This window comes from Nocardioides currus, assembly GCF_003057875.1.
GTDB classification, from domain to species: Bacteria; Actinomycetota; Actinomycetes; order Propionibacteriales; family Nocardioidaceae; genus Nocardioides; species Nocardioides currus.
The window spans coordinates 1-14692 of sequence record NZ_PYXZ01000015.1; the positions used below are offsets into that span (position 1 = coordinate 1).

Sequence of the window (14692 nt, forward strand, 5' to 3'; positions counted from 1 at the left end):
CGCCCAGAATGCCCCTCTCCACATGCATGCGGCTATCCGCTGGGCGCTAATCTTCACGACGAGCGTCAAGCGCTGGCGTGACTCGACAGCACTCGCCGCAGGTTCTCGGTATTTGCCAGAACGTCGAGAAGATATAGAAAGCCGAGGCCCGCGATCTCGTGAGGGATACGACCGTCATGCTGAGCTAGGAGCGAGTTCGTCTTACCTTTGGCGTTGTCCTTGTTGGAGCCGTGACCGTGAGTGGCGTCCCGCAGGACCTTCAAGTAGTGGGCGGCCGCGACATCAAGGTTCATGCGTCGCTCGGAACCGTCGTCGTTCCGAATGCGTATCTCGTCGCTTGCGAGCGTCCGAAGGAAGAACCCGTTCTGGACCTCGGTTAGCGCCGCCACTGCACGCTCAGGACCCCAGAGAAGTAGCTCGTGAGTCGACGGTGGCAGTGCTTGCTCGAGGCGGTCAAGGGTGCGTCTGGCGTACTCGGCCGAACAGTGAGTTTCGATCGGCCTCCCAGTAAGACGCTGAAGAGTGTCGAGCACGGAGAACAGCAGAACCCTCGACGCCTGAGTGTCACGCGCGGCACCTTGAATTGAGACGACTCGTTGAAAGAGCTGTTCGGTCGTAAGCAGCGCGTGCAGGTGCGCCGTCGCGAGATAGTTGCCGCCTCGGTCGGAAAACACAGCTGGATCGGTGAGCACTCCGAAGAGCGCGTCCAGCCGACCAGTCCACCAAGACACAGCGCCGTCGCATGCGCGTGGATTCAGACGCGGTCGAACCGAGACCCGGTCCGACCCGTACGTCGGCAATGTCTGCAGCAGCTCACCGATCTCGGACCTGGTGCCGGCGAGCGCGGTCCCTAGATCGAGCACCACCACGCCATGGTTTCTCGGCAGGAGTAGGCACCACACGTAGGGACTCAGGCAGCCGGCCAATGGCCCAAAGTAGACCTCGAGCATAAGCATCCCACTGTGGAGATCGAACGCGGCGGCGAATCCCGGGTCTGCGGCTGGGTCGCGGGCGATCGTCGGCGCCTCTCCCTTCGCCAAAAGGTCGTCGTAGTCGAAGCGCAGCCATACGGACGGGAACTTGACCCGATGCGTTATCGCGGGATCGCGTTGCGCCAGGTGCACACTCGCGTCGGCGAATGGCCGCGCATCGGGGTCGTCATCGAAGCCAAGTTCGCGAACTGCCTCGAACGCAGCCGAGATGACGTCAGGCACCTGGGCATCGGGCGCAACAATCGTCGTCAGCCTAATATGGGTGAAGAGGTCGGCCATCTCTGACGACTGCTCTAATCGATCGCCCAGAGCATTTACTCGCGCAATGGCCTCGTCGCCAGCCTCAACTGTGGTGCCGCGCGGCGGCGTCCCCAATACTCGGGCGATCTGGTCAGCCACGCCTGGACCGGCCAGCTTCTGGTATCGCAGCAAGCCCGGGCGAGACCGGTTCAGGTAGTTCTCCTCCGTACAGACTCGCCACACGCCCGAGCGCCCAGGTATCGGCTGCGCTCGAAACCTCATCCACTCGAGGAGTCCTTTTGGATTCCCTCCGAAGAGAACTGGCGGGACGGTCAGATTCACGTACTTCGACGTCGACTGCTCCACAGTGGCGACGTTATCCGAGCGTCACGCCACCGCCTTCGCCCTCGATCCGGTTCCTCTGGTCGCAGGCAGCGTCAGGAGGCGCTGGCGGTCCGACCAAGCGCCATTAGCATCGAGCCATGGAACCTGGAAACGTCGCCGAGTGGGTAGCCGCCGTCTTCACTGGGGGTGGCTTGGTCGCAGCGGCATACCAAATTCGGCGTGCACGCACCGAGGCAGAGGCCGCTCGCCATCGGGAGTACGAGCTCGAGGAGCAGCGCCGGGTCGCAATGGCTCAAGCGGTTGGCGTGACTGCGTCCTGGCAGCCTGGATCCGACGGTGGGCCGCCTCCAGGTCACGACGGCTTAATGCCGGTCCACACGGAGGTCCTAAATTCTGGCCAGTTCCCGATCAGCGGTGCGGTCTTAGAACTGGCATGTGACGACTACCCGATGGAGATCGTCTACGGGACGATTCTCCCGGGTCAGCACATCAAGCAGACTCACAAGGCGCGTCGGCGCGAGGTGGTATTCGCCGAGCTCCTAGGCGGCGCAACCCTGGTGTTTACTGACGTCTACGGCAACCACTGGGCGCGGACGCCCTATGTCCTCGAGCGACGGGAACAGCCCGCCAGGATCTGCTAATCGATTGCACGTCCCGCGGGAAACCTCGAGACCGGTGATCAGCGACGGCGCCGCATCATTCACGAACACCCAGAGGCACTCCGCCGCTATCGGTCCGTGGCATCGCCATGTGCTTCTGACGAGGTCAATCGTCGGGGGCTCGCCTAAACCCTCCACCCCTCGAATGCCAATCGACAGGAGCGGGTGCAGTCACTCTGTCGCAGACGGAAGGCTGTGCGATAGGTCGTACGGAAGATTGTTGGGAATGGCGATGGCGCCGGCTCGCCCCGGTTCGTCATAGTCCGCCGCCCATTTCTCAGCCGCGTTTAGCGCCCAAAGAGCACTGAGCGCCAACCCCTGAGCAATCTCGTGCCGATCGGCTGAACCTTCGCCGGAGCGCATGGGTTGCGGAGAAGCGGTTGCCTTGAAGTCGTAGTGCGCAGAGATCGTGCCGAGCGACGGATGAACGGCTGAGCTCAGAGCGCGGTACGACGAGTAGAGGAGACCAGAGGGCTCAAGTTCGCGTAGCAGGTTCTGCATACTCCAAGATCGTTCGTGGCCGGGTGTCATGTCGCTCTTGGCGTACGCGTGGAAGTCCGTCAACTCGTCAGCCGAGACCTGAGCCGTCAGGGTGGGCTGATCTTCGATGGCGCGGCTGAACTCTCGGGAGTGAACGTGATTGTCATGCTCCGCGACTCGCATGAAATGCGCTGGCCCGTCCGGACTAAAGAACAACCATTGGGCGACGAAGGCGTGCTCGAAGGCCACCCGGACGTTGGACGCGGCCACCCACGGAAACCTGTCCCAGATGCCTAACGCAACCTGCGTGCAGTTGAGTGCGTGGGTGGCCATGGGCAGCCCAACGCGGCGAGTCTTAAAGGTCTGTTCGTTTGCTGGGGTTTCTGGGGGAGCCTCGACAGTCGTCCACTCACGGACGCACGATCGAGCAACATCCAAGAGGCGATCCAACTCCGGCCAGTCGAGGTCGTGTTCACCAACACGAGAGTTCGTAGCCATGGGTGCATTGTGTCGGTGGTCACCGACAGCGCTCGAGTGCGGACCTGGGCCTCCTGCATGGATCAGTGTCCGGCTGAACACGCCCATTCCGCCGCGTTCGCACGCGAGGTCCGGGTGACGCGCGCAGGAGACGGAGCGGCCGGCGCAGAGGACGGCACTCCAGTATTGGCCTCGCACCGGTACTCGATACAGCACCTTGCGGCGAATCCGTGTTAAGGATCCGCGTGACGGGCGCCCCCGATGGGCCTTTGAACCTTCGCCTCTGCGGGCGCCGTCGGCAGCGGGTCGTTCAGCGTAGTCGCATACCACCATATGTACCCAAGCACTGCGAATAGGCCGCCGATGAAAGCGCCGACAAGCCCCCACTTCTGCCACTCGTGGAGTTCCTCCGGATCAACGCTCATGACGACCACTGGGGCGACGATGCCGAGGACTGAGTATATGGCGAGAATACCGATGGCCGAGAGCACGCCAGTCGGTCGCCCGATTCGCTCGATTTCCGTCGCGAGTCGTGAGCGAGTCGCGTCCAGCACGAGCTTCCGGCTATAGAGATTCTGCTCATCACGGATGGACTCATCCAGTCTTCGCATGTCGGTTGCGTGACCTGCTGCGTCGAAGGGTCGCAGCGCGGCCATGGAAACCCCAAGAACGTATCGGCTTGCGGGCAGTTGCGTTCCGACCCACGAAACCACCTCGTCATATACCTCGCCCTGGCCGTCAGGCACGACGAGACCGCGAGCACGCAGGTGGTCTATCTCAAGACCAGCATCGTCACCGTCCCGTGTGTAGCGGGCAATATCTGCCTTGGCTTGCTGAATGATGCGCAACAGGTCATCGATGTAATCCGCCATCTCCTCCGCGGAACTGCCACGAGGAATGTTGTCGGCCACGATGGACTCACGGTCGAGCGTGTCTGGATCGGAAGCAACTAGTGCCTCTAGGACCCATTCTTTGAATGTTCGTTGACTGTTATGCAACCGGTACTCGTGAGCCTCCTGCAGATCCTTCGAGACGTGGGCTAGTTCATCTAGTGCATGCACCATCTGCCGCCGCAAGCCTTCGCGCTCACTGGAAAGCTGCACTAGCCGGCTAACAAGGAACCCGCCCACAATCGCGACCACCGCAGCTGACGACTGCGCCAACGTGGCCAGCAGGGATCCCGGTTCCTCCATGGTCCCATCTAACAGTGCCACTGGTGGCGTCCAGTGCGCTGCGGCGTCTCGAAGCGGTGGGACCAAACCGATCGCGTCACTCCGCCGCGTACCCGCCTGCCCGCAAGCAATCGGCGGGGCTACTCCCTGGGCTGGTCCCCAACCTCGACTATCCGCTGTCGGAACCCTTCGATGTGATCGTTTAAGGCTTCCGGCAGAGTTCGGCGAGAATCATGCAAGGGTGCATCGTCGGCTCCCAGTTTGGCGCTGAGGTCGTCGCGCATCGACGTCAACTTCATCAACTGCGTCGCCAAGTCCTCGCTGTTCCTCGGGCGGCAAGGCCAGGAACTGGCGGCCGAGTTCATCGATGGGCACTAGGTGGACGGACGGGGTCGTCGAGCATCGCGACAGCATCAGAGTCGTCTGGGTCGAAGTCCGGGGCCCGTCCGGCCGCAAGGCATACCCCATGTCGCCGATCGGTGGTTAGTTCGCCATGTCTCAATAGATCAACGCGAGGTGTCGGTGGTACGGACGATGATGATGACCATGCAGACCGACGGGGTGGACATTGACTGGGTTCAGGAACAGCTGACTGACTACATCGGCCGCACGCGTGCGGTGAACCAATCGCACTCCGGAGGCGGCTACACGTCCATCACTGCGCGCACTGCACCGGAGTGTGGTCGCGCAGAAGCCATCGCACGCACCGAAACCATCCGTCCGATCCTGGATCGCCTCTACCCGGAATGGCGCTCGGAGAACACCGGGAGCAAGAACGACGAGTTCAGGAGCGAACGTGACGCCTGCCGTCGCCTACTCGCCCGACTGGAGAACGCAAACGAAGTCGAGCGGAGATTGGGTGGTGGCGACACGTCACCACGCATCACAGCCGCCTCGCTCCACCGGCTGATCTGGTCCGCCGCGCAAGCGCAGTGGTCGACCGGACATCGACACGAGGCCGTGCTCGCCGCGTCGAAGGCCGTCAACTCGCAACTCCAAGCGAAGCTCTCCCGCCGCGACGTTTCCGAGAAGGATCTCGTCCGCCAAGCATTCAGCGAGCGTGCACCCGAGGAGGGCAAGCCTCGACTACAGTTCTCACACATCGAGGACGAACAGACGCGCGAGTCGATGAGGCAGGGCGCGATGGACTTCGGAGCGGGGTGCTTCGCCGCCATTCGGAATCCGCTCGGACATCTTCCCAATGACCAGGTCGAACTCGATGAGCAGACCGCACTTAGCCTGCTTGCCCGATGGATCGACGAGGCCTCTACAGACGCCGTCTAACGGGTCGCGTTTCGCTGGCGGCTAGTTCTGGGATGCATCTAACCGCCGCCTGAGATTCGCCAGGTGCGATGCGCCTTGGCGGCGTCGAGGCGCTCGGCGAGGCTAAGTGTCTGGCGAGAGCGCGATAGTGCAGGGTGAAAAGCGTGACCGAACTCGTCGCGGCCCTGTACGTCTCCGGTGCGCTCATGACCATCTATGGCGTCGCTGCCGCCTACCGACGCGCCAAAAGGCAGAAGGCCGCGTATGACGCAATCAAGTCCAGAAACGACTCACTCACGGACCCCGACCCTGTCGAATTCTTCGAAGCCGCCAAGTCGGACGACGAACAGGCGCCAGGGGTACTTCGCCAACGGGTAGTAGCCAACGAGGCGGAGATCGCCGATGCTCTTGCCTCGATAGGGGTGACAGACCCGCCGCCCTCATATAACGACATGCGTCTACCGGTCGAGTATTGGAGCAGGCGGGCCGCTCTTGCTGACGCACTCATCGTGTTCAAGACCGATGGCATGGTCGCTCTCAGTGGTGTTGTGGTTTCCACTGTCGCGTCTGTGATGTCCCTGTACATCTAGGGACTTCAGACACTGGGAGGGATTGGCCTCGACGGCGAGAACACGACCAGTTGGGGCTAAGCTCGGCTCGCACGTTCATCCTCGAACAAAGTGCGTTTATCCGCCGCGATCCCTCTAGCTAGGTGTCCAGGGGCAGCGAACCGGCCTAGCGTCGGGCAAGTGCCTCGTCCTCGATCGGCGGACCGGGTCGGGGCTTGCCCGACCCCGCCAGGTGACATCGATGAGTACCCTGCTGCCGTTCCAACCAGACGCCATGACACCAGCCCAACTCGCGGCGGTGTCGTACCTCGCCCGCTACTCCGGCCACACTCACACGCTGTACTCCTCTCAGCTGCGCCGCTGGTTCGCCTGGTGTGAGACCAACGCCCTCGACCCGCTCATAGGGATCCAGCGGGCGCACATCGAGCTCTACATCCGGCACCTCGGACAAGCCGGACTGATGGCGTCCTCCGTGGTCACCTCGATGCACGCCGTCCGCGGCTACTTCCGCTACGCCCACATCGACGGACTCATCGTCTCCGACCCGGCCGTCTACGCACGCCTGCCGAAAGTTCACCGCGACGAGTCCCGCACCCAAGGACTGGACCGTCTCGAGCTCATCCGCTTCCTCCAAGTCGCCCAGACCCTCACCGTCCACCACGGAGCCTTGGCGTTCCTGCTCGGCATCAACGCACTACGCGCATCCGAGGCCGCCGCGGTCAGGATCGAGGACTACTCCGAAACTCTGCGCGGACACCGCGTGATCCACCTGGTCGGGAAGGGCGACAAGCCCGCCACCATGCCGATCACCGTCCCGGTGCTGCGCGTCCTCGAGGCCTGCCGCGGCAGTCGTACCGAGGGGCGCCTGATCCTGCGCCCGGTGTCCGGCAACCCCATCGACCGCCGCGACGCCTACCGGATGGTCGTCCGGATCGCGAAAGCAGCTGCCATCCCGCGCCACATCAGCCCACACTCGCTCCGCCACGCCGCCATCACCAACGCCCTCGACGCCGGCGTACCGCTCCGCGACGCGCAGATCCTCGCCAGACACTCCGACCCTCGCACCACCGAGCACTACGACCGCGCGCGCGGAAACCTCGACCGCCACGGCGTCCACTTCCTCACCGCCTACGTCGCCGGGGTCTAGGCGGGCTCGGACAGTGCCGCGGATATCCGCGCCTTGCCGGCGCTACCAGCCGCTCTGGCGGATGCGCTTGTCCATCAGAATCGCCCAGGTATAGGCGGATCCTTGTCGGCCCTTGATGTCACTGGGCCTGTCTGCGGGCATGTCGACTGCTGCCTTCTCGAAGTTGGTGCGCGACAACGACCGGTTGATCTCACGGCCATCTCGCTCGATCCGCAGGAAGTCACCCGGCACGCGGTAGGTGAAAGGAAGACCAGTGGCAGTCGAGAACGTCTGCCCGGCATTGCGGCGAATGCGATCCCACACGTGGTCGAAGGAACTCATGCGTCAGTGTGCAGTCCACCCACTGTCGGGCGCTAGAAGCAGGCAATCACGCGAGCGGGACCATGGGCGGCATCCCGCCGCGTTCGTCTGCTCAACGCGGGCATCAGGATGCGGAACCAGCGTCGACGCTCGGTCCGGACCTCGACGGGCAGGGAGAACGCCGCGTGCAAGCCGATGCGCGACACCTTGCGCTTACAACCTCCAAGGACGGGTGCGTTCACTAAGTAGCGTCCGGCGCGCGGTCCAGCCGTGGTGCGTCCCGCGCGGCGGGGAGACGACACGGCTCAGCGGAAACGGCTCATCCTGACGCGATCGACCCAGGCTGGCCGACCTTGCTGTCTAGCGAATCGTCGGGTGCCGGTGTGAGGTCCTCAGCATCGTCGCCCAGCTCGCTCTCGGTCTCCTCGGCGAAGAGTTCCGAGATGCTGAACCCATTGAGGAGCTTCAGCGCCTCATGCTGCCCCGGGATCACCTCGGTACTCAGATCCGGCCCTTCGAGATCCGGGAACCACCACGCGGACAGATTCTCCCGACTTGGGCGCCGAGTAGCCGGGTCACCGCTCTCTTTCGCGCCGGCGCGCGCACCCTCGGTCTGCGACCCCTCGGCGCCGGCGGGCGCATCGCCTGGCGCACTCGTGGTCTGCGACCCCTTAGCGCCGGCTCGGTGATGTGCGATGTGGTTGGCCATGGCTCTCCTTCGTCCGTCAGCCTATTGGTTCACGCCTGATGAAGGCGCGGTATGTGAATACTCGGAGGGTCCACGAAAGTCCCGCCGCGGCGAACGTGAACCAGATGACGGTGCACAGGACAACCCACATGGCAGCACTCTCTCGGTCCCACCATGGATCAGCTCTGTCGACGGCCGCGGATGCCCCGAGTAGGAATAGGGCAGAGGCGCCCAAGGAGCAGACCATGGTGCTCAACAACGCGAGTCGAGCACCCAGCGCGCCCAAGAAGACCGACGGTCCGCTACCGAAGCCCAGCCATGCGCTGGCTACGACCGGAACGGTGAGCAAAATCGCAAGGATGTCAGTGTTGCCGCCAACCACGTTCTGGAGCCTCGTCGCGGCGGCGATCGTTATAAGCACAGCCGCCGTGAGGGCCGAGATGGCGGCGTTCGCCGTGGTCCCCGGCGGCCTCTCATAGAACGAGGCGACGTAGCTAAGTTGGCTACCGTTCTGTGCGCTCCCTAGGTTGCTCAGCGGACGGAAGTCGTGGATGTACAAGTGGGAGAATCGCTGACCGTGCCGTGCCAGAAGCCGGTGGTTAAGCCGAGCCAGGAGCGCGTCGCCGGTCGCAGTGTGTGCGTAGACAGACTGTCTGGCCAGATAGCTTCCTTCAGGCCCTAGGCACTCGAGATGGTAGCTGCGTGCGCGAAGGGCCGGCACGAGACTCCAGGTGATCCGGGCTGGGCGGATTCCGAACAACGACCTGACCCGCTCTCGTTGGGTGTCCCACCATGTCATGTCGCGACCAATGACCGGGATCGTGCGTCGGGAGATCGTCATTCTGAGGTACTCACCAGCGATCAGTTCTTCGCCAGCGGAGGCGTCACCCGTCTTCGCGTAGACCACCAAGGGATAGTGCGTGGCCAAGACCTGAAGGTAGGAAACGACAATGAGCAGCTTCACTAAGTCGCGTTGGCGCGAGGCCAGCGCGACGATCCGTTGCGCCATGTCTTGGAACTCAGGGTCCGTGGAGACGTCAACCTGCTCGTTTCGGCAAAGGTAGGAGACGACGTCGACCTCGATCGTGTCCTTGTACTCCTTCAGATAGCGACCACCTCTGATCCGCTTCACCATCTTGCGGGCGACGAGCGCGGAGTGTGCGATCGTCGCGTCTTGCGACAACGTCGACAGAGTCATGCCACCTTGGTCCTGCACATGGAGCTTGTGCATCAGGTTGCCCTTGCTTACTAGATCCAGAGGAATCGGGATCCTGTCGGCAGCCAGCGTTGATGGAATGCCGACCTTCATGCTCCGGACGAAGTCGTAGGCCCGGGAGGTGGGTGAAATCCTGTCGGTAATGCGGATCGTGTATCTCGGCGGGTCGATGATCATCTGCGAGTAGAACTCCGCCGCCTCCTGGGTCAACGAGGACTCCAGGCGGGCAATGAGTGCACGAGCTTCAGATGGCTTAGCGGTGGGTTTGCCACCTACTCGGGGCGTCGGCGCCGTGTAGACGCGGAACGACACGACGAAGTAGGCGACGTAGCTCAGCAACGAAAGTCCCACCGCCGGTGCCAGTGACGCCCAGGGGTGGACGTCAACGACGAGCCAGAGTGCCAGGCCGAGCGTGATCAACACGAATGGGAGACCTCCGAACAGGATCCGCCGACCCTGGTGAGGGGTCGACACCTGTCGACCTGACATCCGAGACCTCCCATGCGTTATCGAACACTTCCAGCCGTCCGTGGACCGTACTGGCTGGCTGCCTCGATTGATGGCCGATCGCCACGACGTGTGGACCACCGGGGCAGACATACCCAATCAAGGCGATGTCGCGTGCCTGCGTCACTTCGCCGCCTGCCGGGGCATGCGCTCCGACCAGCTGGCTGTGCGACGATCGAAGCACCGCACGATAGTCGTTGCGGCTGAGCAAGTAGGCCGAGTCTGTAGTGCACGAGAGCACTGTCGGGTGGTTGGATCAGATGGGTGAGCGACTCTTACTGCGATCTGTGTGACGCCGACCCGTGCTACTGCGGCCAGCACGGCAAACTCACTCCCATCGCTAGGACCGCGGCTACCACGCGATCAGCGCCGCGGGGGCTCGACGAGCCGATCCGCGAGTTCGTGCTGACGTCGTACGAGGAGGGTGTGCTCGACAACTGGGGTGGTTGGCTCGCTCGCATCATGGAGCGGTTCGAGATCGCCAACCGTTCAGTTGCGCGGAACGCGTGGAACCGGGTGAGCAACCAGTTCCAGCGTGACTGGGTGCTGATCGACGACCCGGGCGGTGAGGCCGGCCCATTGCGGTCTCCTCGGCACTACCCAAACGCGCGTCGGCTGCCCTTGCCCGACGCCATCGCCGCCGTCGAGGAATTGATCGTGAGCGGCCGATGGTCTGTCGGCGACAAGGGGCTGCGGCTGTGGCAAGTCCGGCGGTTGATCGAGAACTCCGTCTACATCAACATCTGGGACGCGCTGCACGACATGAACAGCCGCGACTACCTCGTAACCACGACGTCCCCGAGTGGCAGCAAAACGATGTTCTGGTACGTCCGCGAGTCGGCTACCTAGCAAACCTGGCCACAACCTCGCCTGAGATTTGACCCGGTCGGGCCCGACGATCTTCTGATGCAGCCAAGGCGATAGCCCTGGAGACACCCCCGATCTCGCGGGTGAATGTTCGCACCGTCGCGTGATCATGGCCCTCGGCCTGCGTGATGCTGACATCGTCTAACCGCCGCATGTTGGGGAGGGCGGTTCGACCGCACAAAAGATGTGGCTCCAGGCGAAGTGTTGCCGCACAGAAGCCTGGCTCAATGTGACTCAGCAGTCGGTGTATCGGACTCTGAACGCGGACGCCTGAGTAGCCCGGCCTTGTACCCCTGCCGGATCGCGTCTGCGATGAGCAGGCCCACCGCCCCAGAACAGGCATACGACAACGCTAGGGATACCTCCCTGATGACCTGCCAGGCCCCTCCGTCGCTGTTAGCTTTCCCATCTAGTAGAACGGACGCGAGGAGCCCGAGGAACGATCCAGCGACGAGGTATGACCCCCAACGGCTTAGACGATGCGCGGCCGCTTGGAGAGGCGTCTTCGGCTCGGTGAGCGTGCGGTAGTCGAATGCGCTGTCCGACAGTGACTGAGTGAGTTTTTCCAATGCGTAGTCGTTGCCTGTTTCCTTAACTGCCCTAATGGCCTCGGCCTCCTCGGTGATGAGCTTCAACAGCCGGCGGCGTTGGGACGTCGCTACGTAAGGCAGCGAAACACCCAGCAAAGCGATCAGGGCAACAACTACGGCGGTCACGACCGAGACCGTATCCGCTCAGGCACCGTGCATCCCGCGCACTGAGGGGACGTGCGGCGACTCGCGTCGCGACATACCGCCGCGTTCAATCCGCGCCCGAACAGCGCCGTAGCGGCCTGACGAGCGCAAGCAACTACAGGAGCTGACTGTCATTGCGGGTCGCCGCCCGCCCGAGAGGCGACGCCTTCGCGATCGGTCGAGGCTTGGCAGGTCTTGCGCGTCAGCCGCGCGTGAGCAGATACCCGCCTTCGCGTGCGGCGTACGACACGACGTCGAGCGCGATCGGCTGCGCGCCCTGCGACACCATGTGGTCGTAGAGCTCGTCGGCCGTCAGGTCCTGGCCGGCGATCGCTGTGTCGGCGTCCATGTCCACGACAAGATCCTCTGCAGGCTTGTATTCGTGCGCGAGTTCGCGCAGCCAGCTAGTGAACGGGATGTCGGTGTGGGGCGGGATGGAGCGATCGCTCATGGTCTTCCTCCGATAAGGCGCGATCTCAGCGGTGATGTCGGGCGTTGGATGGTTCGCCATCAGGTTAGGCCGAATTGCCCCGGTGCCGAGTAGACCCAGCCTGCGACGGTGTGTCAGGCGAGGGTGTCCCGGGTGACGACACCGTCGTATGCGACGCGCTCCTTAATGGGCGCCAAGGTCCCGGCCGCAGCCGACTGATGGCGCACCAAGATCGTCTCGCCGAGGAACCCGTAGCTGCGCGCGAAGAGGTCCTCGGCGACGTCGGCGCACTGCGAACGGTCGCGTCCGTTGGTCGACTTCTCGTAAGAGTGAACGACGTCCGCGTCGGTCATGAACCGCCCGCCCAGCGGGGCGTCGACGACGCGGCGCGACCACCACCGTTCGCGAACGCGCTCGATTGCGACGTCTGCGGGAACTTCGACGTCGACTATGCGCAGCCGGTCGTAGTCGTTGTCGGCAAGACGGCGCGCCAATACGGCGGCCATGCCATCCCAGGTGAGGGTTCCTTCGATGAGGACGTTCTCGCGCATCGCCATCGCCTCGTCCCGGATCGCGTCGGCGATGTCGGTGGATGCCCTGTGAGTGCGCGCGGACAACTCGCGCTGCATCACCGGCCGTCCGTCGCACAGCAAGACGCCGTCGGCCCCGTCCAGCAGCCCTCGCGATGCGCCCTCCTCCAAGAGGAGATCTTTGATCTCGTCAGGGTCGATGCGGCGGTATCCGGAGAACGGCTCGGCCCCCATGGCTGTCGACTTCCCCGCCCCAGGAGGGCCGGCCGTCACCACCGCAGCCGCGCCACCGATCGTTACCGTCCCTGCCATGGCTCGGTACCTGCGCGTCACGCGCGCAATCAGAGCGTCGTCATCGAGTGCAGGGTGGACCTCACGGTGGTCCCAGTGCAGATCCCCACCCGGGACGAGGAGGGCGGTGAGCTCGTCGTGGACGTCGTCGCGCTTAGCCGACGTGGGCAGCGGACTTGATCCGGTCGAACTCATCCTCGGAGAGGAAGCCCGAGAAGTACGCCTGGCGAACCTGGTCCCATGTGCCTGCGGCCTTGCCCTCGGACGGATAGGGGGCGTACTCCGAGCCGGTGTAGCTGATGGCGCTGAGCCGCTTCACAAGCACGCCGCGATCCTCGCCGTCGACGTGGGCACGCATCACCATCTCTTCGGGCGTTTCCTCGAACGGGTCGCCGAGCAGCTCGATGACTTTGACGATGCGCCCCACCCTCGGCTGTGTCGTGCTCAGGACTTCTGCGATCTCGCGCTGGGACTTGCCCGCAGCACTGAGTTCGGCCACGTCGCGTCGCTCGGCTATCCGGGCAAGTCGATCACGGGCGATCCGGTCCAGAGCTCGGGCACGGAATTCGCCGTCCTCGATGTGGCGGGGCCGCTCCTCGGCTCGGCGGTGACGGCCGCGCACGGCCGGTTTGGCGATGGTCTGCATGGTTGCTCCTTGGCGGGATCAGCCCATCGTACGCCGGCGAAACGCACCGTTTCAAGCAGTCGGCACGGCTTCCCATGCGTCGAGTCAGGTCTCGCAGGTGGATTGGGCTAAGTGCGTTCTCTCAACAGACCGACCCCGATTGATCTGGACCACGACTCTGGGCCGCTTAGAACGATATCGACCTAGCCTGTCGCCAAGTCGAAGAGAACCAAGGCTCGGGGCTTCCGGGCGTAGCGCGCTTCGCCGCGTTCCCCCCTCCTCACTGCCTCCACCCAAGCGGGCAACTCGGGCAGCCGGCTGCCTCCTTGGTCTGGCAGATCTTGAGAAGCGAAGAATGCGCCGAGGTTGCTTTCAACGTCCTGTTGGACGGTCGCCTCCTGCATCTGGGGATCGTCGTCCGCGAACCTGCTCGTGCCTTCGAACATCCTGGACCAAGGTATCGATGCCGGAAGATACGATTCGAACTCAAGGCGGCCACGTCTCGCTCCCCGATGCCTTCGGCGAACTGCCTGCGCTGGGGCCACCGCACAACCGAAGTGTTCGAGCGATACGTGCGTGCACGCATCGCGCCCGCGTGTTGAATTAAGCGTCACGGGCTCTCGGCCGTTGCGGCAGGCGGCGTTGGAGATTGCTGGGGGCCAACCGCCCTCCCACCCGTTGTAGAAGCAATAGAAGGGCCAAACTCCGTCGGAGAGCGCTTCCTCAATGAGGAGGTCATATTGGCGGTCGACACCCACCCTGTATCCGAGTTTCGCGTAGACCCCATCGTCGAGCTTCTTCGCTTGGAAACGGATGCCTGTCCACCCTGCGTTGTCGCTTCCAAGCCACCAGTCGAAATCGGCTCCGTTGAGGGGCTCTTCACCCGAGTCGAACTTGTAAACCGTCAAGGCGGCATGGGCTTCGTCGAGCGCGAACAAGTTGTGGTCCGTGACGCTTTCCTCACGGAACTTGTGCCCTCGTTTGGGGCCGATACTCACCTTGTGCCAGGTCGTTGCTGCGAGGGCATCGAGGTGTTCGACCAGGGCCGCCCGTTCGAAAATGTTCATCGCCACATCTTTGTCGAAAACTTGGTTTGGCGTGTTGTGCCTTCCCAATCCGTGGTGCGCGGCAGCGAGGGGAGCATGCGTCATACCGCCGCC

At 63.5% G+C, this 14692-nt stretch carries 16 protein-coding genes; 5 read left to right on the forward strand and 11 right to left on the reverse strand.

Annotation, left to right across the window (positions count from 1 at the left end; translation table 11 throughout):
* Window positions 1–65: 65 nt before the first annotated feature.
* Window positions 66–1391 carry a hypothetical protein gene (locus C7S10_RS21765; RefSeq protein ID WP_133176588.1) on the reverse strand — a complete coding sequence of 442 codons (1326 nt, stop codon included), beginning with the start codon at window positions 1389–1391 and terminating at the stop codon, window positions 66–68.
* 635 nt (window positions 1392–2026) lie between these two features.
* Between C7S10_RS21765 and C7S10_RS21770 the strand changes: the two genes are divergently transcribed.
* Window positions 2027–2218, forward strand: a complete 192-nt coding sequence (locus tag C7S10_RS21770) for a hypothetical protein (protein WP_133176589.1) — start codon at window positions 2027–2029, stop codon at window positions 2216–2218.
* Between the two features lie 189 nt (window positions 2219–2407).
* Here the strand turns inward: C7S10_RS21770 and C7S10_RS21775 are convergent, their stop codons facing one another.
* The gene (locus C7S10_RS21775) at window positions 2408–3214 is read right to left on the reverse strand and encodes a DUF5677 domain-containing protein (protein WP_133176590.1); all 807 of its coding nucleotides are present in this window, start codon (window positions 3212–3214) and stop codon (window positions 2408–2410) included.
* Window positions 3215–3426: 212 nt separating this feature from the next.
* Entirely contained in the window at window positions 3427–4386 is a 960-nt protein-coding gene (locus C7S10_RS21780; protein WP_108347029.1) for a hypothetical protein, read from the reverse strand.
* A gap of 519 nt (window positions 4387–4905) precedes the next feature.
* Between C7S10_RS21780 and C7S10_RS21785 the strand changes: the two genes are divergently transcribed.
* The 3 genes from C7S10_RS21785 (at window position 4906) to C7S10_RS21795 (ending at window position 7344) form a co-directional block, all read left to right on the forward strand.
* Window positions 4906–5649 (forward strand): TIGR02391 family protein, encoded by a 744-nt coding sequence (locus C7S10_RS21785; protein WP_165807274.1) that lies wholly within the window; start codon window positions 4906–4908, stop codon window positions 5647–5649.
* Window positions 5650–5792: 143 nt separating this feature from the next.
* Window positions 5793–6218 (forward strand): hypothetical protein, encoded by a 426-nt coding sequence (locus tag C7S10_RS21790; protein ID WP_108347033.1) that lies wholly within the window; start codon window positions 5793–5795, stop codon window positions 6216–6218.
* A gap of 253 nt (window positions 6219–6471) precedes the next feature.
* Window positions 6472–7344: a tyrosine-type recombinase/integrase gene (locus tag C7S10_RS21795; protein ID WP_165807275.1), complete on the forward strand. Its 873-nt coding sequence runs from the start codon at window positions 6472–6474 to the stop codon at window positions 7342–7344.
* A gap of 42 nt (window positions 7345–7386) precedes the next feature.
* Here C7S10_RS21795 and C7S10_RS21800 read toward each other — a convergent pair whose 3' ends face one another.
* The 3 genes from C7S10_RS21800 to C7S10_RS21810 all read right to left on the reverse strand — a co-directional run bounded on the left by C7S10_RS21800 (window position 7387) and on the right by C7S10_RS21810 (window position 9971).
* The gene (locus C7S10_RS21800; protein ID WP_108347037.1) at window positions 7387–7665 is read right to left on the reverse strand and encodes a hypothetical protein; all 279 of its coding nucleotides are present in this window, start codon (window positions 7663–7665) and stop codon (window positions 7387–7389) included.
* Between the two features lie 298 nt (window positions 7666–7963).
* Window positions 7964–8353, reverse strand: a complete 390-nt coding sequence (locus C7S10_RS21805) for a hypothetical protein (protein WP_108347039.1) — start codon at window positions 8351–8353, stop codon at window positions 7964–7966.
* Between the two features lie 16 nt (window positions 8354–8369).
* Complete coding sequence (locus C7S10_RS21810; protein ID WP_108347041.1) at window positions 8370–9971, reverse strand: hypothetical protein; 1602 nt, start codon at window positions 9969–9971, stop codon at window positions 8370–8372.
* A 348-nt stretch (window positions 9972–10319) separates the two neighbouring features.
* Between C7S10_RS21810 and C7S10_RS21815 the strand changes: the two genes are divergently transcribed.
* Complete coding sequence (locus tag C7S10_RS21815) at window positions 10320–10904, forward strand: hypothetical protein (RefSeq protein WP_108347043.1); 585 nt, start codon at window positions 10320–10322, stop codon at window positions 10902–10904.
* 242 nt (window positions 10905–11146) lie between these two features.
* On the opposite strand, the gene C7S10_RS22070 is transcribed toward C7S10_RS21815, so the two are convergent.
* The 5 genes from C7S10_RS22070 to C7S10_RS22075 form a co-directional block, all read right to left on the reverse strand.
* Window positions 11147–11638, reverse strand: a complete 492-nt coding sequence (locus tag C7S10_RS22070; RefSeq protein WP_133176592.1) for a hypothetical protein — start codon at window positions 11636–11638, stop codon at window positions 11147–11149.
* Between the two features lie 220 nt (window positions 11639–11858).
* Window positions 11859–12107 carry a hypothetical protein gene (locus tag C7S10_RS21820; protein WP_108347044.1) on the reverse strand — a complete coding sequence of 83 codons (249 nt, stop codon included), beginning with the start codon at window positions 12105–12107 and terminating at the stop codon, window positions 11859–11861.
* 113 nt (window positions 12108–12220) lie between these two features.
* Complete coding sequence (locus tag C7S10_RS21825) at window positions 12221–13102, reverse strand: zeta toxin family protein (protein ID WP_108347046.1); 882 nt, start codon at window positions 13100–13102, stop codon at window positions 12221–12223.
* Window positions 13062–13553 carry a hypothetical protein gene (locus C7S10_RS21830; RefSeq protein WP_108347048.1) on the reverse strand — a complete coding sequence of 164 codons (492 nt, stop codon included), beginning with the start codon at window positions 13551–13553 and terminating at the stop codon, window positions 13062–13064. Before C7S10_RS21830 ends, C7S10_RS21825 begins: the two co-directional genes overlap by 41 nt.
* Before the next feature lie 182 nt (window positions 13554–13735).
* Window positions 13736–14692 (reverse strand): DUF6615 family protein (locus tag C7S10_RS22075; RefSeq protein ID WP_207769521.1); only part of this gene is annotated, 957 nt, incomplete at its 5' end.

Bases quoted from the DNA above. Each gene is read 5' to 3' on its own strand.
- C7S10_RS21770 (WP_133176589.1), top strand. From the start codon at position 2,027: ATGGAGATCGTCTACGGGACGATTCTCCCGGGTCAGCACATCAAGCAG.
- C7S10_RS21775 (WP_133176590.1), bottom strand. From the start codon at position 3,214: ATGGCTACGAACTCTCGTGTTGGTGAACACGACCTCGACTGGCCGGAG.
- C7S10_RS21780 (WP_108347029.1), bottom strand. From the start codon at position 4,386: ATGGAGGAACCGGGATCCCTGCTGGCCACGTTGGCGCAGTCGTCAGCT.
- C7S10_RS21785 (WP_165807274.1), top strand. From the start codon at position 4,906: ATGACCATGCAGACCGACGGGGTGGACATTGACTGGGTTCAGGAACAG.
- C7S10_RS21795 (WP_165807275.1), top strand. From the start codon at position 6,472: ATGACACCAGCCCAACTCGCGGCGGTGTCGTACCTCGCCCGCTACTCC.
- C7S10_RS21800 (WP_108347037.1), bottom strand. From the start codon at position 7,665: ATGAGTTCCTTCGACCACGTGTGGGATCGCATTCGCCGCAATGCCGGG.
- C7S10_RS21805 (WP_108347039.1), bottom strand. From the start codon at position 8,353: ATGGCCAACCACATCGCACATCACCGAGCCGGCGCTAAGGGGTCGCAG.
- C7S10_RS21820 (WP_108347044.1), bottom strand. From the start codon at position 12,107: ATGAGCGATCGCTCCATCCCGCCCCACACCGACATCCCGTTCACTAGC.
- C7S10_RS21825 (WP_108347046.1), bottom strand. From the start codon at position 13,102: ATGAGTTCGACCGGATCAAGTCCGCTGCCCACGTCGGCTAAGCGCGAC.
- C7S10_RS21830 (WP_108347048.1), bottom strand. From the start codon at position 13,553: ATGCAGACCATCGCCAAACCGGCCGTGCGCGGCCGTCACCGCCGAGCC.